The organism is Okeania sp. (genome assembly GCF_983059655.1).
The window spans coordinates 1-22,422 of the sequence record NZ_CEZPJD010000016.1 but is presented as its reverse complement, the minus strand read 5'-3'; the positions used below and the strand labels follow the sequence as shown (position 1 = coordinate 22,422).

Here is a 22,422-nt window from a genome sequence, read left to right as displayed (position 1 = left end):
TCTACACATAGGTTGTCTTTGAGAAAAAGCTTGAACAGATTACAGCAATTCAGGGGGAGAACTTGAATGACTGCCGAAAAAATACAATATAAATCGTTTTTTGATAACTGGGATAATACGTCATCCGTCAGATCAAAAAATGGAGACTGTAGCTTCACCGAAAGCTCTCATAATGAGAACCTTTTTTTCTGGTCTCCAAATTTCTCGAGCATTGCTTCACATCCTGAAGTTAACAAAGATTTGAAGATCAGATCTTTGTTTTTACTGCATCAACTTTATATCCATCTACACTTTACAATTCAGCTTGAGTGCGAAGTTGTCAACAAATCTCTATGTAATATTTTTGGCAACAAGTTTGACTTTATCACTAATGAAGGCTTAATTAAGGACGCATATAAAATTTATTGCGATGAAGCTTATCATGCTTGTATGTATAACGATCTGAAAGCCGAAGTCGAAAAGTGGACTAACGTTGTTTTTAAATATGCTTATAAGCCAGCTTTTATCGAATCGATAAATTTAGTCAAGCAGTACTATTCTTATGACATTGACCCTGATTTGATAGAGTTGTGCTTTGTAATCGTTTCCGAAAACCTGGTGTCTTCCACTCTAAGAAAAATTCCAAATGACAGCAAAGTTTTCAATAATGTTAGAAGAAGCATTGCTAACCATGCTAGCGATGAAGCTCTTCACAGAAAATATTTTTCATCTCTCTTCTTGATGTCATGGGAGAGGATACCTAAGAAGGAAAAGGAGCTACTTTCAAAATTATTTCCTTTATTTGTTTATGTTTTTCTAAAGCCCGATATTAGAATGTATCGGGAAGCTCTAGCCGAAGTCGGGTTCGACCATTCTTCGGCAGATTCTATTATAGTGGAGTCTTATGATAATCAGCTGTTGCTAGACGAAATCATGAATTCATCGAGACACCTCCAACGCCTCTTGGAAAGGAATGGGGTATCTTGTAGTGCGCTAAGAAGTTTTCGACACTCACCTTTTTCTGATGTCGATATCTTGAGTGAGATGGTAATCACTGTATGAACATGAAGGAGTTTGAAACTTACAAAAGGAGGGTTTAAAGTTGGTCAAGATAAAGTTTATTTAGGTCTTGCTGATGAAAGATCAAAGCATTGACTGATATTGGTTTTAGGCAAATTATGTCTGGAAAAATTATGATCTTTTCAGTTTCTGTGGTTAAAAAAGTGAGGATTTTCACCGAAGCAAAAGTCGAAAAATCACTCTGACTATTGTTTAAGCCACTGACTCTGTCATTCCCATTTATTCTACGTCCTAACTACTGCCTAATGCTTACTCCCTACAAAGAGCAAAAAGACTTTCCATAAGCAAACCCTATTTAGTCAAAATTGGAAAGCTGAAAATTTTATGGTCAAGATAATTACCTACTGGTCTATCATCAGTAACAGAAATTAAAGATGTAGGGGCGAACAGCTCTCCCCTACTCTGTTCGATATAACGAATATTGTCTCGTACAACTACATATCTACATTACCCGTATTATGGAGGGAATCATGAATTTTGCAGGTGCAGTTTACAACAAAATAGAAAAGGTGATGAAGCCTTATAGCTTCTACTCGCTTTACAGGGAAGGGTTGATTTCTAGAGAAAAATATTATCAGGAGATTATAAAACATGAAGATGAGATCGTGGATATCTTTCTTACAAAGGATCAGCTTCACCTTTCATCTAGATTCCCTTTGTCTGAAGAAGTGCTAGTTGACGAGATTTTGAATGATTTGAAAGAATCTGGAGTGATCGAGTCTAATTCATATCCAAAAAACGAATTCGAGTCTTATCGCGCTCTCGTACATTCTAACTTCGACCATGGAGGTTATTCAACTTTCATATTTCCTGAAGAGGAGCGGATTGCATTTGCACTTTCTCACATACTGAAGCCTACTTCTGCAATTATGCTCGGCTCATATTATGGGTACTGGGGTATTTGGATAATGCCCGCTATTAAGGCATCCAATAGCTTTACATATTTCGTCGATCAGGATAAAGATGTATGTCAAGTTGCCTCAAGTAATCTCAAATCTTTGGGTTTCTCTGGCTACTTTGATGTGATACCTGTTGAAGCAACTGACTATCTTACTCATTCAGATAATCAGTTCGACTTCGTTGTTCTAGATGCAGAGGGAAGTAATAATTGCGAGGATCCAGATTTTAGAGGGAAAGCTGTTTATTATCCTCTCGCTAATGCTTGCCTTAGTCATATGAGTCAAGGTAGTGTGCTACTTTGCCACAATATCTTATTGGAAAACATGGTTGACGATGATTATTTTAATCACAAAATATCTCGCAATCTGTCAGAGTTTTCTAAGTTCTTCGACTTATTGAAGAGCAACTTTTCCTTTTCTGCGAGCTATTCTACAACGGAGGGGATAGGAATATACAGACGAGGTAGTCGCAAACAGTAGCTAGTGGATTAGACATCTCCAAAGATTAAAAATAAAATCAATTCTTATTCATAAATTATCAATTGGGGTAAATATAGCGAAGCTATCACTAGGGGTAATCTATCAACGAAACCCTATCTATGTAAAGGTTTCAGAACTTGAAAAATCTTAAATCTTAGCTGTTTTAATAACTTTTATTTATTTATATTTGTTTTAAAATAACCTAAAATGATATAGTTCATGACAGAAAACATACCTCTAACAACCTTCAATTGCAGGGCAAACGCTCATTCAAATCTAAAATTATACCAAATCCGGGTTAAAAAAAAGGTGTATACATATACTAATTAGGGTTTGCGCTCAAAAGTCTTTTAGTAGGGGTAGGAGACAGCTATACTGGAGACAGGAGAAATAGGAATGAGTGAGGAGGTAGGGGTAAGAATTGTAATAGTGATTTTTCTGCCATAATTGTCCCAAAATACTAGCTTTTTGAGCGTTTTAGACTGAAACAGGCAGACTTTTTTCGACCCCAAAAAAGCCAAAGTCTTTATGTATCAATGCCTTTAGATTTAATCAGCAAGCCCTAATTAACACCTTTTATTGTATGCGGATTTGGCATGAAACGTACCGTAAGGATTAACATGACCCCAAATTAGAGGAATCATATCATATAGGGTAGCACCGGTATTTTAAGCGTGAAGGTAAGGAAAAAGAAAGAAGGAAGATGGAAGAAGGCTTAAAAACTTGAAAAAACTTCAACAATGAATAATGAATAATGAATAATGAATAATGACCTCTCCTTGAAAACGGATAGGATTGACAAATTCATGAAAATTTTTCTTTATTATCCCCTTAAAAGGGGAGGCGCATACCCACAATTTTTTGGTAAATTTCTTATAGATATTCACCCTTAGTTTTACACAAACGATACCAGCGGACATGATAATAAGTCCTGATGAGTAATAATTTCCCACTAATTTTAACTTTTGACTTCAAACTCGGAATACAATTAGTTATCTAATATTATTTTTTTATAGCTTAAAAAATCGGAAATATTTGATTAATAAATGATTAGAAAGCTCTGTATCTCAGATAAAAGTATACGCCATTTTCCTGCAATGAATCTCCATTTTTCTCTATATCTACAAAAGGTATTCCCCAATCTAATTGAGCCGAAAAACGAGTTCCTACTTGAATTCTTAAACCCACACCGACAGAAGATAGAGTTTCTTCGTCCAGCTCAACTTCATTACTATTCCAAACAGTACCAAAATCAACAAAAGGAGTTAATTGTACAGTAGCATCCCACTCTCGTACCCGCAGAATAGGGAACCGAAACTCACCAGAAATAAACAAACCATTATCACCAACTAAAGCATCTTGACGATATCCTCTCACACTTAATCCACCTCCCAAGCTAAACTGTTCTTGGGGAAACAAACTTCTAGGTGCTAATTGAATATCTGACCTAACTAAAAAAACTGTATCTGGTGCAAATAAACGTAAATATTGTGCTTGTCCCCGCCAAGAAAAATATCTCCCATCTGGAGCTTCATCATTAACAGTAGCATCAAAAGCATTTATTCCTAAAGAAAATTCTGACCGTGCCACAAACACATCATTAGTACTCCTAGAAGTATATTCCTGAAAAAAACGAACTGAAGAAATTCTAATCTCCCCATCATTTGGATCGAGAGCAGGCTCGCCATTAAAAGTAGTTTTTGATTCATCTACAGAACCTGTAAAACCCAGGGCAATTTCTTTACTAAGAGTTTGATAAATAGGTTGGCGAAAACTCATCTCATAAGTGCGAGAATTTGTTTCAATATCTAGTTCATTAAAAGGTTCTTCAATAATTTCACTACTGGTGCGACGATGACGTAAACTAATAGTTCCATTTTTAGAATTAATGGGAACAGTATAACTAAAGTCATCAAGAGTATCACTACCATCTGTATTGTAATAAGTTGCATTCAGGCGATCGCCAAGCCCAGTCAAATTACTATGAGAAAGTTGAGCTTGGCGACGAACAGTACCCACACTAGGAGAACGTAAATTATCAGCAGAAAGTTGAGCAAAAAAAGCAGGTGCTTCTTCCACCTCAACCTCTAACCTACTCAAACCAGGGCGAGAACCTGCTGTTAAATTAGCAGATAATCTCTCAACTAAGGGGTCAAGTTGAAGTAACTGTAAAGATTGAAATAAATCATTTTGATTTAAAGGAGTTTTAATACCAGATTCAATTCGACTGCGGATATAACCAGAATTAAGTCGTTTTAACCCCGAAATCTCAATTTCTTCAACTATCCCTTCTATCACTTCTATTGTAACTGTACCATCTTGCAAGGTTTGTGGGGGAATAAATGCCCCAGAAGTAACATATCCTCGATCAAAATATAGCTGAGTTACTGCTGTTTGTGCTTCTAGTAATTCTGCAAAAGAAATAGGTCGGCCTGTAAAAGGTTCAAGAATTTCCGCCAATTGTGTAGAACTAAAAACTGTACTACCAACAACTACAAATTGGGTTACTGTAATTTTACCTGGAATTTGCAGAGGAGGTGAATCGGGAGATGGAGATGATGTTGGTGGAGGTTGGAGCAAATCATCTGGTGGAGGTAATGGTTCTCCTTCTGGTATTGGTTGAGGGTTAGGGTTAACTGGCCTAGGAGTTGTTTGAGTAGTTGTTTGAGCAATAGCAGGTTCAGAAGTAGAAATATAAGATAAAGAAATAATAATTATTATCCAGACAATCATAACTTTTTTTTAAGGTTGAGGTACTGCCTGAGCAAATAATAAAATTTGGTCATCGAAATAATAAAATTTTTTTTATAGTGTCCTTTCATGGCTTAGTGTTATGGCGCGTAGCGCCAGGGAATAGGGAAGAGTGAATAGGGAATAGCAAACTGTAAAAGGGTTTTAGGATTGAAAAATATCCTAACCAATTCTTGCAATGCTATAAGACTCAAAATAAAATGCCCAAAATAATTTTGTCAGGGTGTGAAATGTCTCACCCATCATTGGGCTATTTTATCCATAGTTATACTTCTTTTTTTCTATTTCCTTAATCTTCAAAGGAGAAAATAATGAGAAATTTGCCGACTTAGAAAAAGTAGAATATGTGACGACACTATTGATTATTTATTCAAGCTTTTTTATATTTGGCCACCACAAATAATTGAGTGTATTAATACACCTCAAGAATTAAATTTCTCATGTTTTTGTATAGTCAGGGTTTACTGAAAAAGTCTGATAGTGATGATATGGAACAGGCAACAGCGGTGCGACCCCGCGACGACGCCAGACGCAAGGGAATGCTGAGCAAGAGAGGGAACGCGCACCAAGAGAGACAACAATTTAGACTATCTGTTACGGCCAAATTTTCTGATACTCAAGTGAAAAATATTAGCATTTTGAGATGAAAAGAGCCAAAAATATTTTACTTTTAAGGTAATTCATCTTGATAGTTCCTCATTTTTCTCAAACAAGAATTCCAATGGGCACTCTATGCAACGCCCCTACTTCCTTACTCCGTTGTCAAAGATGAAAATATATAACAACTAGGATGAATTAACTGTAAACCACCTGTATTAACAGCAGCTACAGTAGTGAGTATAATGTCACCACTTTCAGTCATTGCCCAACCCCTAGCTTGACGAATTTCTGGCAAACTCTCGACTTCTGACCGATGGTAGACTACAACAGTTTGTTGATCATCTTTGATAAAAGTACTTGCATGACTAGGCACTTTTGTTTCCCATTCAACTATTCCTCTCAATACTGTCAATGGTTGAGTTGTATCTGGTGGTAGACCACCTCGACCTGTTATTGTAAAAGAACTACCTTCTTTCTGACCTGGAGTCGGGGCACATATATTTTTGGCCACTAATGACTCAGCATCTATAACTGTTGCAGATAATCTGACCATTCCTTGAGTGGGGTCTACTTGAGTATTAAGTTCAACCGTACCATCAATGCCCAAAGTTGAGGTGGCAGTAATTTGGCTACTATTATCAAAAAATACCCCTTCTGCGTTGATAGAAATATTACCACCCTGACCTTCTATAGCATTAGCGCTAATTTTGTTATTATCTACCCCAATAATAAATTGTGCATCAATATCAATGTCTCCACCTGTAGCAGACTCTGTAGCATTGGTGGTAATTGCACTATTATTTTCTAGGTTAATATCTGAAGCTTGTATAGTAATGTTACCCTGGTCTCCAGCTGTAGTTTCCGCACTAAGAGTACCATTGTTAAGTTCAATAGATGGAGCATTAATATTGAGGGAACCCGCCACCCCACTGCCAGAACTACTAACAGTAACGATCGCTCGGTCTTCTACTTTTAAATTCGGTGTATTAATATTGATAGATCCAGCATTGCCATTATTCAGGGTACGAGCAGTAATGCTGCTGGAGTCACCAGAAATTGAACTTACTCCAGATAGAGTAATATTTTCAGTAGCACTAACCGTTAAATTTCCTGCTTTGCCATCTCCAAAGGTGCTAGCACTGATTTCAGCTCCATCTAGAATTGTCAAACGTTCTGTTTCGATGAATGCGTTGCCTCCATCCCCACTGCCCACTCCCAGAGACAAATTTCTTAAGTCTTCTACACTAGCAAGAATACTACTAGCAAGTCCACCATCTTCAGCACGGCCAACGAGTTCAATTTCTGTTGCTCGTACTGTTAAGTCTCCACTACTACCTACACCAGATGTACCGGCTCTGACTTGAGCACCATCCTTGAGCTTCAAGCGTTCGGTGTCAACAGTTAAATTTCCGCCATTTCCTGTAGCTCCATCAAAGACTGAAGTAAACAAGCTGCTAGGAAGTTGACCGCTAGGAATAGTACCACTCAAGTCAATTTCTGTTGCTCTTACTGTTAGATTTCCACTTTTACCTGGAGCAAATGTTCCAGTACCTATTAACCCTCCATCTTTTAACTGTAGACTTTGGGTATTAATTGCTACATTTCCACCATTTCCTGTGGCTCCAGATAAAACAGTTGTTAACAAACTACTAGGAATTTGGCCGTTTATACCTTGAACTAGAGGAACTAGAGGTGATATTTCTGGCAATAAATTTTCACTGCTAGCATTACCGAATAGCTCTATTTGTTCTGCATTTACTGTAATATTTCCTCCTTGACCAGAGCTGAAAACAGCAGCTTGAACTACTGCTCCATCTCGTAATATTAAACGTTGGGTATCTATTGTTAAATCACCACCATCCCCCGTAGAACCCAATGCAACTTGACTATTTATACCACTAGAAAACTGACCATCTGGTGAAATACCCACTGCTTCTATTTCACTAGCATTAATTTCTATATTTCCTCCCTTACCTTCACTGGAAGTAGATGCTAAAATTGAGCCTCCATTTGTCAACATCAGATTTTGAGTATTAATTGTTAAATTTCCTCCATCTCCAGTCTTAATTATTTCTGCACTCTCATTACTATCAGCAGTAATAAAACCGTTATTTACCTCAATATCCGTAGCATTAATTTCTATATTTCCACCTTTACCTTCCCCTTCAGTACGAGCGCTAACTGTGCCTCCATCCTTAATAGTCAAGCGACCTGTGTTAATCAATATTTCACCACCATCACCACTACCAATACCCGATGGATCTACAGTAGAGAAGTCTTCAACTGCAGCTTGAATAGTGCTTGGTAAAAGCAAAAAATCATTAGTAAAACTACCTTGTAAAGTAATCTCCCTTGCCGTCACAGTCACATCCCCACTGTCCCCCACACCAGACGTACCAGCTCTTACCTGTCCTCCATTTTGTAGAGTTAGAGACTGAGTATCAATAGTAAGATTTCCACCTTTACCTGTAGCACCCAATAAAACTGTAGTAAAAAAGCTACTTGGCAGAAAACCATCTTCAGAAATACCGCTGACTTCTATTTCCCTTGCCTTAACTGTCAGTTCTCCACTATCTCCCGCACCAAATGTACCAGTTCCTATTTGCGCCCCCTTGCGTAATACTATGCGATCGCTGTTAACTGTTAATTTGCCACTATTTCCTGTAGCTTCCGGTATAACTAGAGCTAAAATTGCACTGGGAAATTGACCATTTAGAGATTCTAACAAGAGTTCTTGTTGAGGAAAAGTAGTTTCAAATACAATAGTATCAGAGGCTTCTATTTCACTGGCATTGACAGTTAAATTTCCTCCTTGTCCTGGACCAAAAACGTTGGCTCCCAGTTGTCCCCCATTGAAAAGCTTGAGGTTTTGAGTATTAATTGTTATGTCTCCGCCTCTACCTGTTGCTCCTGGTAATACATCTGTAAATATGCCACTGAGAATTTGACCATCTGCTGATATATCCATAATTTCTATTTCATTGGCGTTTACTGTCAGCTCTCCGCCTGTACCTGTGCCAAATGTAGCTGTACTTATCTGTCCTCCACTTGTGAGTATTAAATGTGGAGTATTAGCTGTAATGGTTGCGCCACTGCCAGTTGCAGCAAATCCTACATCCGCATCCACAAAGCTTTCTGTTACTTTCAATAATTCGGAAGATATCAATGAAATACTACCTCCTGGTTCATTACCTAAAGTATTAGCGACAATAGTTGAACCTGCTGTTATGGCCACTTGTCTACCTTGGAGTTGAATATCACCACTACCTTCTCCACTTACATCTACAACAGCACCATTCTTGATTTGTATATTCTCGAAGTTTTCTACTTCTGAATAATTAAGAGTATAATTATTGGTGTTTTCTAATCTTACTAAACTGTTATTTCCAACGCTGCCTATTTCTATTCTTCCTTGTTCTGTTGTCAGTTTGCCACTGTCAATCATTACCTCTCTTCCTATTAATCCTAAAGTTTCTCCAGATGGTACTTGTAGACCAATTTCTTCTGTGGTTGATTGACTGACAATATTTCCTTGAGTTTTACTTGCTATTTGGTTAAAAAATAGAGCTGAAGGTTCTACTGATAATAAGTTACTATTTTGAGGATTAGTAACACTAAATAAACCATTTTCTCCTAGTATAATTTCGTTGGCTGTTGTCGCAATAAATGAACCTCTTATATCTAGACTAGAATTAGGTCCGAATAATATACCATTAGGATTTACTAAAAATAGATTTGCACCTCCTAATACTCCTAATTTTCCTAATATATTGCTAGCATTATTACCGGTAATTCTTGTTAATATATTTTTCAATTCCTGCTGGGTTTGTGAAGTAGACACTTCGATTTTCTCCAACATTAAATTCCTGGAAACTATGAAATAAATTTGAACCCCTAATTGCTCCACCTTCTATCTGTTCTTTTAATCTATCTATAGAATTAATAACTGATTTTTCTTTCCCTAATGTTTGATCGGGAATTATTTGAGCATTTCCTGGATTTTGGCAAAATAAACTAGATAAAATTAGCCATATTCCTGATGTTGAACTGAGTAAAATTATTAGAGATTTTAATTTCATAATTATTATTAAACATTAATATATTATAGCGCTTTTCACATGGATAGACTACAGTTAGTATGGGCAACCCAAAAGCATTTTTCTACCCCCTACTCCCTACTACCTACTCTAAGTGCCAAAAATAATTTTGTGGTCTGCTCAAATGAAAAGCGCTGTAAACATAAATAAGCATCTACACAGAATTATTTACATAAGTGATGCTTACACAGTAAGGATTTCAGTTCCTAAAGTGTGTAATTCATTTTGTTTACTTATATTACAGATTTATATAAAATGGGGTTATATCATGTCCGGATAATTAGTGATGAAAAAACTTATCCTCTTGCTTAAACAATAGACATCTCCAGAAAAAAGGGAGTAGGGAGTAGGGGGAAAGAATTGACAATTTATGTACCATAATTTATTTGATTTTTTATTATTGGAGATGTCTAATAAATCTTTCTATTTTTCCTACTCCCTTACTCCCCACTCCCCCGCTCCCCTACTATTTTAATAAAAAGTATTCAACCGGACACGATATTATATCATGTTCAGACAGATTGATTATCAATGAAATTTACAACATATTTCATGTTAGTGAAGTACACCTATCGCGGTCAAGATGCCTGCAATGTAAACACTTTGCCATTCATATTTGTACCTAATTTACCTTCAATCTGCTGTAAAAACTGATAGTATAGCAATGTACGCTGGCATATCTACAAATTACAGAAGGTGTCCAATAGCTAATCGGCTAGTGGTGTCAGTCCGTGGAGCAACCGTAAAGCCAAAAATAAATTCGGCCTTGGAGGCAGGTGCTATGTTAACGCAGTTCCTCTGTCAAGAGACAGCAGAAAGTCTTAATCTATCAGGTTTAGGAATCACGTATTGTCGTGCCATGCGCAACGTTGGGAGAATGTTATTCTCCTAATACATAACAACTTGGATGAATTAATTGTAAACTGCCTGTATTAACAGTGGGGGAATTAGCCGTCAGGATAATATTGCCAGATTTATTCATGACCCAACCTTGAGCTTGAAGAATTTCTGGTAATTTTTTACTCTGTTTTCTCTGGTAAACTGATACAGTTTGTTGCTTAATATCTGATGATGTTGTTTCTTTCGCGTCAGTTTCCCAACCTACAACTCCTCTCAATACTGTTAAAGGTTGAGTAGGATTTGGTGGTAGACCTCCTCGACCTGTAATAACAAAACTACTGCCTGCTATTCGATCTTGATTTGGTAAACATAGATTTTGTGCTACCACAGACTCCGCATCCACAACTTCAGGAGATAATATCACCACTCCTTGAGTCGGGTCTATTTGGGTGTTGACATTAATTGTACCATCAATTCCCAATGCAGAACTAGCAGTCAAATTGCTGCTGTTGTCGAAAAATAAGCCCTCAGCTGTAATATCAATATTACCACCTTGACCTTCAACAGCATTAGCATTAATTTGGCTACCATCTCTAGCGAGAATAAACGTAGAATTAATAGTAATATTACCTCCCGTAGCATCTTCCTTAGCACTGGTAGTAATTGAACTATTGTTTTCTAAACTGATATTTGAAGAGTTGATTGTAATATTACCTTGGTCTCCAGCCCTAGTTTCTGCCGCCAGGGTACCATTGTTAAATTCAATTGATGGAGCATTAACATTCAGCGAACCTGCTACACCTTCGCCGGAACTACTAACAGTCACTATACCCTGGTCTTCCACCCTCAGTAGAGGTGTATTGAGTGTAATTGAACCCGCATTACCTTCATTTCTGGCACGGGAAGTGATCGCGCTTTCTGGACTACCGCCAATTTCTATTTCTCTATCAGCCATCATTCCCAATTCTTGTCTTTCATTGAAGTTGGAGTCGATGCCTGAGATAAAAATACCTTCTGTAGTATTTACTTCTATTGTACCTCCATCACCACTGCCGAAACTAGAGGTGACAACTTGACCACCTGTTGTGAGATTTAAGGTATTGATATTTAGAGAAATATTACCTCCGTCAAAATCACTGTTACTTCTTGCCGTAATTAATGCTCCATTATCAATATTCAAGATAGGAGTATTAATTTCTATACTACCGCCCTCTCCAGTTGCACCTGACCCTGTACCAGCAGTAATAGCACTAGAATCACCAGAAATGGAACTAAATCCAGAGATTGTAATGTTATTATTGGCTTCAATGGAAATACTTCCTGCTGTTCCATCTGCCTCAGTTCGAGCCTCAACTATAGCCCCATCTCGGATTGTTAAACTATCAGTTTCAATGGATATTTCTCCACCATTACCACTGGATCTAAATACGCCATCATCCCTTACTGTAGCAGATATTGTACTAGGAAACATACCATCCTCAGAACGGCCAATCACTTCTATTTCGTTAGCCTTAATATTAAGTTCTCCAGCATCACCTGCACCAAGAGTTAAAACACCTACTGATGCTCCATCTTGTATACTCAAACGCTGAGTTTCAATGGAGAGGTCTCCTCCATCACCAGTTGATTCTTCTTGAACTGTAGCACCTAAACCACTACGAATACTAAACTCTTCTTCAATACCTATGATCTCAATTTCTTGTGCTCGTACTATTAAGCTTCCTGCTTTACCTTCCGAAGAAGTTGATGAATCTATTTGAGATCCATCTCGTAAGCTGAGACGTTGAGTCTCAATAGTTAAAGTTCCTCCTTCTCCTGTTGCTATTTCTCCTGAGTCAGATTCTCGGACACCAGTACCTATAAAATTATTTATGTCTCCATTATTACCTGTAGCTTCAATCTCCATTGCTCTAACTGTTAAGTTTCCAGCATTACCTTCACCAAAAGTTTCTGTTGTAATGAAAGAGCCATCTCTGAGAGTCAAATTTTGAGTTTTAATATCAATGTTACCCCCGTCTCCCGTAGATCCTTGTTTGACATCGCTCAGAATCTCACTATTAACTACTTCCACTACTTCCGAAGCAGTAATTTCTATGTTTCCTCCTGACTGCGATCCATTCGTGCTTCCTTCAATGAAAGACTCTCCTGTAACAGTAATACGTCTGCCTTGAATTGAAATATCACCACCACCCTCATTTCCTTGAGTATTAATAACAGCAGAAGCTATATTGACATCTTGAAAATTATTAACCTCTGAATAATCCAAATCATAACCTTTGTTTCTTGGGTTTAACCTAACAACAGAGTTATTCCCGATACTCCCTAACTCTACCCTTCCTTGTGGTACTGTGATTGTCCCCCCATCTATTTCTACATCTCCTCCTACCAAAGCTAAGGTTTCCCCCCCTGGCAATTCTAAGCCCACATCCGACTGATTAATAATTGTTCCTGTTCCTCTAGCTTGAGTCCCCAGTTGATTTGAAAATAGGGCTGAGGGTTCTACTGATAATAAATTACTTGTATGAGTTGCTGTAGCACTGAATCGTCCATTTTCTCCCAGCCTAATTTCGTTAGCAGTTGTGGCGATAAATGAACCTCGAATATCTAAACTAGCATTAGGCCCAAAGAAAATGCCCTGGGGATTCACTAAAAATAAATTTGCCCCGCCATCTACTCCCAATTTGCCCAAAATACTACTGGGGTTGTTGCCTGTAATTCTAGTCAGGATATTTTCTATGCCGTTAGGGTTGGTAAAATAAACACTTCTACCTTCTCTAATATTAAATTCCTGAAAACTATGGAATAAATTTGAGCCACGAATGGCTCCTCCTTCAATTTGGTCTTTGAGTCGATCGATGGAATTAACAACAGAACTTTCTTTACCAAGGGTTTCATCTGGAACTATCTGAGCATTTGCTTGAGTTTTCCAGTTACTAAAAAAATTCCACAAGACAAAAGTTAGTGATACTACGAAGAGAGAGGAATAGGATTTCACAACTAATTACCAATTTACTTCAGATTTATTATTTTGCAGATAAAACCTATACTATCTAAAATTCTAGTAAATTGGTTCAAAAATTAATAATTACCTCTTTTTCAAAAGAATGAGGATTGACTCAAAGGAATATTTTTTCTTATCTTAGTCGATTAGAATATGGCAAGGTTTCCTTGCCATCCCATCCTACGGGGAGCTTCGCTTTATATGTTGCGTAGCAAAACGATTGCTTTTTTCCCTTTTGTTAAGGAGAAGTTTTAAACCTTAATTAGAGTTTGCTGATTAAATATCAAAGGATTAACTGATATTTGTTGTAGCATTTTTTTGTCTAAAAAAGTGTCAGTTTTTTGGTGAAAAGAGCTGCATAAAGCTATATTTTGGGACAATTATGGCAGAAAAATCAAGGGACAATTTCTCCGACTACCTCCTAATTAGGGTTTGTTGAATAAGGTCTTTTTGCTGGAGTAGGAGATAACCCACCCCTAACCCCCAGGGCTAATTAATTGTCGCGCCTAGAATACTTACAACTGTATATTTTTGGTTAACTCACTCTAGCAAGATGTACAAAATTTCAAAGGATACAATTTTTTGATCGCGTGACGATGAATTGACCTTACTCCCCCCACTCCCCTATTTCTTTTTTCTCTCGTGACAATAAATAGACCCGGCCTCCACCAGAGGGGTTAGGAGTGGGTTTACTCCTGACTCCTGACTCCTATACCTTTTGCCCTCTGCTTTCCCTCCTCAAATTAGGATTGGACTGCTCCGCAAAGCCTGTCCATTGCTTCGGACGAGAATACGCTATTGTGCGTAAATCTTAGCTATATTTGATGACCATCTCCCTACCTCCCTATTACTAAAGATGATATATGGCAAACTTTTTGAGATTTTGTATTAGATTTAGCGATCGCAACCTCTATCAGTAAAATGTTGTATTTTCTAATTTTCTCCAGCGAGAGCGTTCAAAGATGAATATATATTGTGGTAAAATAATAATAAATAAGTTCCGGATTGATTGCATATAGTATTGTACTTAATAAATAAGTTCAAGCAATTAATAGGGATGGCCAGTGTTGATCCTCTTACAGATTGTTAAGTACCTAGCTAATATAATTGAGTATGTAAAATTTTTTTTAATGCTTACTATATCAGGGATTCAAACAATTCCTTAGTGGGAGATGATAGACGTAGGGTTTAACTATGAGTTAAAATATAAACAGGATATATAGTAAGATACTGTTTAACCTAATGTACAACAGTGTATATACCTAGATTAGAAGAGAAGTTACTTAGGAGAAAGAAAATGACACATAAACAACAAAAACCAAACTCAAAACAAGAAAGCACATTGAAAAAGCCTACTGCTGACAAGCAGCCAACATTAGAAAAGCTCACTGATAAGGATTTAGACTCAGTAGCTGGTGGTCGTCGTCGTAGTCGTAGTCGTCGTTATTAATTGATGAAGATGATCCCTATGTTTACTAACTGAGTAATGGCAGTAGTAGTGCAATCTATCACAGCCATTAAGTCTTGACTGCAGATATACCATAAGAAAAAATTGATATTCCATCTCATTCTACCTAAAAATTTCCCATATTTAAAGGTAGCGATTACTAACTAGAACGTCTATATCTAGATGTAATCAGCTATCTTTTAATAATTCCAGCTTTTGATATTAGCTTCTACAGCTAGAGTAAAAAATTTTTCTCTAGCCTGTTTTCTCTGTAAAATTTTGCGGTTCCTAACAATAGTGTGCTCTACAATTTAAGGCTGCTTGGCTAGCGGTGTCAGTGCTAGTCACTCATAGGGTAAACTATGGCAGTTGTTTCAGTTGGCAGAAATCCAAGACTTTGCTGACTTTTGTGTGCAGAGTGCTTTGAGAAATGCATAAATTATGCCCTGCTGTCTGGTAAGATATCAACACACATCTTTCATAATCAAGAAAGGTGTTATATCAAATCCGGTTAATTGCACACACTACGAATTTTGAGGCCACCAGTGGAAGTGGGTTAATCCACGAATTATAGGGCTTTTCACATGGATAGACTACAGTTAGTATAGCCAACCCAAAAGCATTTTTCTATCCCCTACTCCCTACTCCCTACTCCCTACTCTAAGTGCCAAAATAATTTTGTGGTCTACTCAAATGAAAAGCGCTGTAAGTCACAGTGATTCAGCAAGGCTCGGCAGCGCTGAAATAGCACCAACTCCAATTGCTCCAATGTTTCAAAACTATGGTTTGCAACTGCTTCATTTGTCAGAGGCCACAAGCGTTCTGCGGGTTGCAATTCTGGAGAGTGAGCTGGCAGAAACGTGACTATGAATGCCATCTGGAACTTCAACTTGAGGACTAATATGCCATCCCGCGCGATCGCGTTAGCGTTGCGGAGCAAATCGCAGACTAAAATTACTCGCTTGTCTTTACCAATACCAAAGTGTTCTGCAAAGTCGGCCAATACTCTATTAAATAGGTCAATTCTGACATCAGGGAGAATCCACTCTTTTGGTATCTCCTGATTGAGGATGGACAAAACCATACAGCCATAACCACTTAAACCGCCAGTTGACAACAGCACTTGGTTGCTCTCATAAAAGGAACCCAAATTTTCCTGACTACAGGTTTTAATCCTAAGCGATGTTCATCCATTGCCCATACTTGAACGTCTGCATCGGGATACTCCTGCTGTACCCGAACTGTTTCTGTGGCCAGTTTTTTTTCCACTCTTGTTGTTCTGCTTCTGAAGACTTTGGATGTTGTGGCCTTGGTGTTCTTCTGCGTAACCGTAACCCCTTAAGATACTCCCACCCACGTTGAGATGACACATGGCGTCCTAGTAATTCACTGATCCATGCTGCGACTTTTGGCCCATTCCACAACCCTCCATCTGGGGGTTCTGACTGTAAGACTTGCCACAGTTGGGCTTGCTGCAAATCGTTCAATAAGGGTTTTGCCCCTTGATTATGGCTCCTTAAGTCTCCCAAACTATCGGGGCCAATTCGGTTATAGCTACGGACTATCTCATAAATCCAATTCAACCCGAAACCAGTGACTTCTGCTACCTCTGCTGTAGTTTTACCCCTGCTTAATAACCAGATGACTTGGTAGTGGGTACGAGCGATCGCAGAAGTTGCTTATAGGTTATCCCATTTCTAGTTCTTCAAGGCTTAGATGGGGTTGAATGGTAAGCGAACTCGGCATTTTTACTCACTAGCTACAGCAGTACTCCTCTATTATACTATGTGCAATTAACCGGATTTGATATTACACGTTACACAGTGCCATGAGGAACTAAATTAAAAGATAGCTCAACCTACACTTAACATCCTGATTTCCACTCTTTTACTCAAAGACACAATTCTATCTAAAATGGAGCTTTGAGGACTCCCAGTATTCTCCGAGTTTTGGGTATATCTCATTATAATCGGGCGATTTAACCAGGGAGGATGTCAATTTGGTAAAGAAGATTGATATAAACTATCAAGCTGTTCTACAACAGATTGAGGCTTGAAAGTAAAACGGATGTAAAAAGTCTTTGATGCTTCTTCTACCCTTAAGACTTTTCCATAAATATGCTCGCTCATAAACGATTTATTGCTAGGATTTAATAAATTAAGTTGAATATTACTGTGAACTAATGGTAGTGAATCTTCTGAAGCATATCTGTTGATTTCTATCTCTGCTCCTCTCTGAGAAAGCTTAACTAACTTTCCCTTAAATACAGTATCACTAATATGTTTACCTTCTACAATTAAATAAAATATAGGAATTTTTTGTTCTATCGGTAAGAGAATTTCCTCCTCTTTCGGCAAAAATAGATTATATTTACCTCTAATTCCTCCCACCTCATAAATATTAATTGGATGACTAATACCTTTAGGCTTAATTTCCTTCGTACTATCTATCTTTAATTTTGAGGTGCCGATCGCTGCCCTAGTAGCATTAGAAATCAGAATTTGATTTCCAGTAGCATAGCTTTCTATACGAAAAGCCAAATTAACTTCCCAACCAATAGCGGTATATTCAGTATGTTCTTCAGAGCCAATATTTCCGATTACAGCATCCCCCGTATGAATACCAATACCCATTTCTAAAGCTGGCAACCCTAGAACTTTTATTTTTTGATTAATAGATTTCATTTCTAGCTGCATTGCCACTGCACAGGCCACTGCTCTATGTGCGTCATCTTTCCTAGCTATGGGAGCGCCGAAGAGTACCATTATTCCATCACCAAGTAGTTTGTCAATACTACCACCATATTTTGTAATTATTTTTAATATATCTTTGAGATAAATATTAATAATTTCTACAACACTTTCTGGGGATAGTTGCTCAGAAATGGCAGTGAAGCCTCTTAAATCAGAAGTTAATACAGTTATACATTGCCTCTTGCCTCCTATTTTTAAACCTTCTTTACTTTCCAATAAATTATTGACTATTTCATTGGAGTGATAACGAGCAAAAGTTTTTCTAATCAGACTAGCATTGCCGGCAACATAACCTGTAATGGCAAATGAAGAAACTACTATTGCTAATAAAGGAGGCACTACAGGAAGCCACCATCCCCAAAGAAACATAACGTAAGTGCTGAGAAAAATGATCGCAGCTTCTAGGGTGAGGTGCTTCAATAATGTTAGTGACAAGAATTTTGTTGTTTGATTTTGCCACTGCCATGTAACTGTGACACCAACTCCAGACCAGATAAAAATCCATAACCATTCCAGGGGTTCAGACCAAGTTTTGATTAAGGAACGTTCATTTAGGGCAGTACTAATAATTTGACTAATAAAATTTGCTTGCAGTTCCACTCCTGCCATTGGTACCGGTGGAGCTAACAAATTACTACTATAGGGTGTATAGAATAGATCGTTGAAGCTTTCTCCTACTGCTCCAATCAGAATTATGCGATCGCGTCCCCAGTCTAGAGGGACTCGATTGTCAAGAATATCTGTCAGAGAAACTTTTTCAAAATGACCACTTGGCCCTCTATAGTTAATTAATAACTGATATCCACGAGCATCAGCTCTTACATAACCACCATCATTTTTTTGAAAAGGAGGGAACACCCGATCTCCTAGACGCCAGCGTTCGGTTCCTTCTACTATTTCTGCTCTAATATTTTCCTTTTCTAAATAAAGCAATGCTAAATGCAGGCCAAAACCATAAATAATTTCCCCGTCTTTATTATCTAAATAAAATAAGTTTCGCCGAGATCTATTATCTGCATCGACGGGGGTATCATTTGCTCCTACTTGTCCTTTTTCTGCTAAAGCAGGTGGTGGTGCTACTCCTTCTCCTCTATCATCTCCTACTACTTTTTGGATACCAACTAAATTAGGAGTGTTTTGAAATACTCTAAATAATTCTGGATAACCAGGCGGTACGGGTAAATTGCGGTAAATATCTAAACCAATAGCTCTGGGTTCCATTGCTTTGAGTTTTTTGAGCAGCTCGGCAAGAGTTTCATCAGGAATTATTCCCTGACCTACTTTGCGTATATCCGCTTCATCTATACCAACAATTACGATACGTTTGTCCCTCGCAGGTAGAGGTCTACTTCTGATATAAAAGTCATATGTACCCCACTCCCAGAGCTGCAATATTCCAGTTAGACGTAGTAATATCACTAATATAGTTACGCAGGGAGTAGTTATCCACACCCCACGCCACTGCCAAATTAACGATCTAGCTCTCGATCCACGAGAATCATAATGAGATTTCACTAATGGTTTCTCAATATGTTTAACTTTTAGGCAATCTAACAATCTATATTATCTTTGAGCAGGTTGTATTTCCTGACAACAATCAAAGATTTGACTATCAGCATAATCTTCTAGCCCAACTGATTTTAACAATTCTTTCCAGGCATTAGGATAAGCAACACGAGATTTTTCTAAAGTTGTAATTGTTTCACTCCAAACTGATGATTCAGCATAGAGTTTAGCTTGCTCTAGTGGTTTTTCTTGCAGTTCTTTTAATTTAGCTTCTGTTTCTGGCTTAAGAGTGGTACGTCTTAGCCATCCCTCTGTGTAATAATCTAAAGCACGCTCCTCTGGATCGCAAACTATGGCAAAGTGCCAAACATAGGTGTTATTAGGTTCTAATTCTACTGTTTTTGGCAAACTTACTTTGACAATTCCAGCGGAGTCAGGCAGAGATAAACCTATTTTATATATTGGTTCTCTAACTCTATTTGTCCAATCATATAAGACAAATACTGCCTTTCGTTTACTACTTTTAGGAACATAAAGGTAAACATTTGGGTTAGGACTAGCTGTTGTAGCAATATTATTTTCTGGTGCTACAGCAGTTAGTTTACTTAATTCTTGTTTAATTATTGGATTACAAGGGCCACGAGACCCAGCTCCTCTAGTTCTCTTTGGGGCACCTCTTGAGGCTGTTGGTGGAAATGTTACAGCCTGTAATTGTGGGCTTGATTCCACCTTAGTTTTTGCAGTTTGAGGGTGATTGACTGGAGGAGCTGAAACTAAAAGACTTACTAAAGAAAGTCCTAAAAAGTTTCGTATAAACATAATAAAAAATCACCACCGTTAAGCTAAAGTTATATAGCTATTGGTATTTTTAGCTACTTTATATGATTATAACATATATAGCAATTCCTATACTTGTGAGATACAAAATTCCTTGGTTTTAGGGAGTAGGGAGTAAGTATGGTTCAATTATTATTAATTATTAATTATTAATTATTAATTATTAATTATCTTGTCCCTGGTTTAAGGCAGTAATAACTGCCTGCTGACTAATATTTTGATAAATTTTCTTAAAATAATCCTCGATAATATTGGCAGATGTATCTAAAGGAAGAGGTCCTAAAACATCTAAAACTGTTTCATTACTTGGGGGTGGTGTAATTACTACTAAGGATGAATCCAGCTGTTGTTTGTATTCCCAAAAATGTTCAAAATTTATAGATTCTTGAATTGCTGAAGTTGGATATTTTTGTGTTTTTTCTGTTGTATTTTTTTCTTGGATTATAGAATTTTCTTCTTGACTTTGACCGCGTTTTTGTCGAAGAACTTCTAAGATTTTTTCTTTGCTACGACCGCGCAATTGAAATAATAAAAATGGATCGTCACTAAAGCGATCGCCTAATATATAATAAACTGCTGCAATATGTTTACAAACTCTTTTTGGGTCTGGGCAGTCACATTTAGCATGGATATCGTCTAAGGTAAATGGAAATAGTCTTAAACCATTAGCAGCAAAAACTTCTTCTATATTTTGAGGCATTTCTCCTGCTAATAATTTGGCAGTAAAAATTGCTCTTTGTGACATTGTTTCAATGACATAATTCCAGTCTTCATCACTAAAAGTATCTAACCATAATGATTGTTTATAAGGTTCCGGAGCTGTTCCTTGAACTTGAGAAATAATTTCTTTGTCTTTAAATTCTATACTGAGAACGTTTCCTTGTCTGGCATAGTTTCTTGCTCTTTCTAATCGCTTTTTGAATCGATAGGAATTTAACAAGTCTAGCCATTGTTGAGTCCACCATTCTTTATCATTTTGTGAGTTGTTGTAGTTAGTCATTGGGTCATTTCAGTTATCAGTTATCAGTTGTCAATCTAAAAATAATTTTTCCTACTTATTTAAGCTGACCATCAAATATACACAGGACTTATGCATAACCAGCAGATATAGTAGGGTTTAACAGCTGCCTGCCCCTAAAAATGGTGTATAGTATAGTCTTTTGCGTAAGTCCTGAGTATGTCATTTCAGTTATCAGTTATCAGTTATCAGTACCTCTGCCTAAAGTATTGGGATTGAAATATTTAAGTTGATTTTCTCTTGGTCAATTGGATATGGCGCAGGTCTCCTCGCCATCTCACCCTTCGGGAAGCTGCGAAGAGCGACCGCTGTCTTGGTTGATTGGATATGGCGAGGGGACCGGCTCTTGCAGAGCAGCTCCGCTGTTAGCGCAGCTTTGCGAAGCGCAAACGCCATCCCTCAACCGCTTTTTCATCCCCTTGTAGAGCGGTAGCTCGCGGCGCAGCCAAAGGGAGACTTGAGACCTGATTTTTTGGTCAATTTTTTAATTATATCATGTTCGGTTGAATACTTACAGCACTTCCCACAAAAAACTTTATTTTCAAAAATTGTCTAACGATTGACTCGGCTCATATCAGGGTAGCGATCGCCTGTGGCTACTCCCTGGGGTGCTACGGCTTCAATTTGTTTGAGTTCTTCTGGAGTCAAGCTTAGACCGGTAGCACCTACATTTTCTTCTAAATATTTGCGACGCTTAGTACCAGGAATTGGCACAATATCATTTCCTTGAGTGAGTAACCAGGCGATCGCTAGTTGAATAGGTGTTACTCCTTTCGCTTTAGCTATCTCTTCAACCTGCTCGACTACCGCCAAATTTCTGTTAAAGTTCTCTCCCTGGAAGCGCGGTGAGTGGCGACGGTAATCATCTTCTGGAATATCATCGGGACTTTTAAATTGTCCAGACAAAAAGCCACGACCCAAGGGACTGTAAGCCACAAAGCCAATACCTAACTGACGAACGGTAGGTAATATCTCATCTTCAGGTTCGCGACTCCAAAGGGAATACTCAGTTTGCAAAGCACTAATTGGATGCACAGCTTGAGCGCGACGAATAGTTGCAGGTGCGGCTTCAGATAGTCCCAGGTAACGTACCTTACCCTGTTGCACTAATTCTGCCATTGCGCCTACAGTATC

At 37.8% G+C, this 22,422-nt stretch carries 12 protein-coding genes and 1 pseudogene; 4 read left to right on the top strand and 9 right to left on the bottom strand.

The window, feature by feature from the left end; translation table 11 throughout:
- Positions 1-66 precede the first annotated feature (66 nt).
- On the top strand, positions 67-1,041 hold the full coding sequence (locus AC3DU7_RS02285) for a diiron oxygenase (RefSeq protein WP_488037749.1): 975 nt from the start codon (positions 67-69) through the stop codon (positions 1,039-1,041).
- A gap of 488 nt (positions 1,042-1,529) precedes the next feature.
- Positions 1,530-2,438, top strand: a complete 909-nt coding sequence (locus AC3DU7_RS02280; protein ID WP_488037748.1) for an O-methyltransferase — start codon at positions 1,530-1,532, stop codon at positions 2,436-2,438.
- A 1,050-nt stretch (positions 2,439-3,488) separates the two neighbouring features.
- Here AC3DU7_RS02280 and AC3DU7_RS02275 read toward each other — a convergent pair.
- A complete protein-coding gene (locus tag AC3DU7_RS02275; protein WP_488037747.1) occupies positions 3,489-5,171 on the bottom strand; it encodes a ShlB/FhaC/HecB family hemolysin secretion/activation protein in 1,683 nt (560 codons plus the stop codon).
- 458 nt (positions 5,172-5,629) lie between these two features.
- Between AC3DU7_RS02275 and AC3DU7_RS02270 the strand changes: the two genes are divergently transcribed.
- Positions 5,630-5,836, top strand: coding sequence for a hypothetical protein (locus AC3DU7_RS02270; protein WP_488037746.1), 207 nt, complete (start codon positions 5,630-5,632; stop codon positions 5,834-5,836).
- A gap of 104 nt (positions 5,837-5,940) precedes the next feature.
- On the opposite strand, the gene AC3DU7_RS02265 is transcribed toward AC3DU7_RS02270, so the two are convergent.
- From AC3DU7_RS02265 to AC3DU7_RS02255, 3 genes are all read right to left on the bottom strand, one after another.
- Positions 5,941-9,630 carry a two-partner secretion domain-containing protein gene (locus AC3DU7_RS02265; RefSeq protein WP_488037745.1) on the bottom strand — a complete coding sequence of 1,230 codons (3,690 nt, stop codon included), beginning with the start codon at positions 9,628-9,630 and terminating at the stop codon, positions 5,941-5,943.
- Positions 9,572-9,868 carry a two-partner secretion domain-containing protein gene (locus AC3DU7_RS02260; RefSeq protein ID WP_488037744.1) on the bottom strand — a complete coding sequence of 99 codons (297 nt, stop codon included), beginning with the start codon at positions 9,866-9,868 and terminating at the stop codon, positions 9,572-9,574. Before AC3DU7_RS02260 ends, AC3DU7_RS02265 begins: the two co-directional genes overlap by 59 nt.
- 898 nt (positions 9,869-10,766) lie before the next feature.
- Complete coding sequence (locus AC3DU7_RS02255; protein WP_488037743.1) at positions 10,767-13,721, bottom strand: two-partner secretion domain-containing protein; 2,955 nt, start codon at positions 13,719-13,721, stop codon at positions 10,767-10,769.
- A gap of 1,303 nt (positions 13,722-15,024) precedes the next feature.
- On the opposite strand from AC3DU7_RS02255, the gene AC3DU7_RS02250 reads away from it, so the two are divergent.
- On the top strand, positions 15,025-15,177 hold the full coding sequence (locus AC3DU7_RS02250) for a hypothetical protein (RefSeq protein WP_488037742.1): 153 nt from the start codon (positions 15,025-15,027) through the stop codon (positions 15,175-15,177).
- A 682-nt stretch (positions 15,178-15,859) separates the two neighbouring features.
- Here the strand turns inward: AC3DU7_RS02250 and AC3DU7_RS02245 are convergent.
- The 5 genes and pseudogenes from AC3DU7_RS02245 to AC3DU7_RS02225 form a co-directional block, all read right to left on the bottom strand.
- Positions 15,860-16,920: pseudogene (locus tag AC3DU7_RS02245) on the bottom strand (IS630 family transposase).
- 248 nt (positions 16,921-17,168) lie between these two features.
- Positions 17,169-19,442, bottom strand: coding sequence for a CHASE2 domain-containing protein (locus tag AC3DU7_RS02240; RefSeq protein ID WP_488037741.1), 2,274 nt, complete (start codon positions 19,440-19,442; stop codon positions 17,169-17,171).
- 48 nt (positions 19,443-19,490) lie between these two features.
- The gene (locus AC3DU7_RS02235; RefSeq protein ID WP_488037740.1) at positions 19,491-20,252 is read right to left on the bottom strand and encodes a DUF928 domain-containing protein; all 762 of its coding nucleotides are present in this window, start codon (positions 20,250-20,252) and stop codon (positions 19,491-19,493) included.
- Between the two features lie 181 nt (positions 20,253-20,433).
- Positions 20,434-21,270 (bottom strand): SWIM zinc finger family protein, encoded by an 837-nt coding sequence (locus AC3DU7_RS02230; protein WP_488037739.1) that lies wholly within the window; start codon positions 21,268-21,270, stop codon positions 20,434-20,436.
- Between the two features lie 570 nt (positions 21,271-21,840).
- Positions 21,841-22,422, bottom strand: a 582-nt coding sequence (locus AC3DU7_RS02225) for an aldo/keto reductase (RefSeq protein WP_488037738.1), incomplete at its 5' end; no start/stop codon positions are given.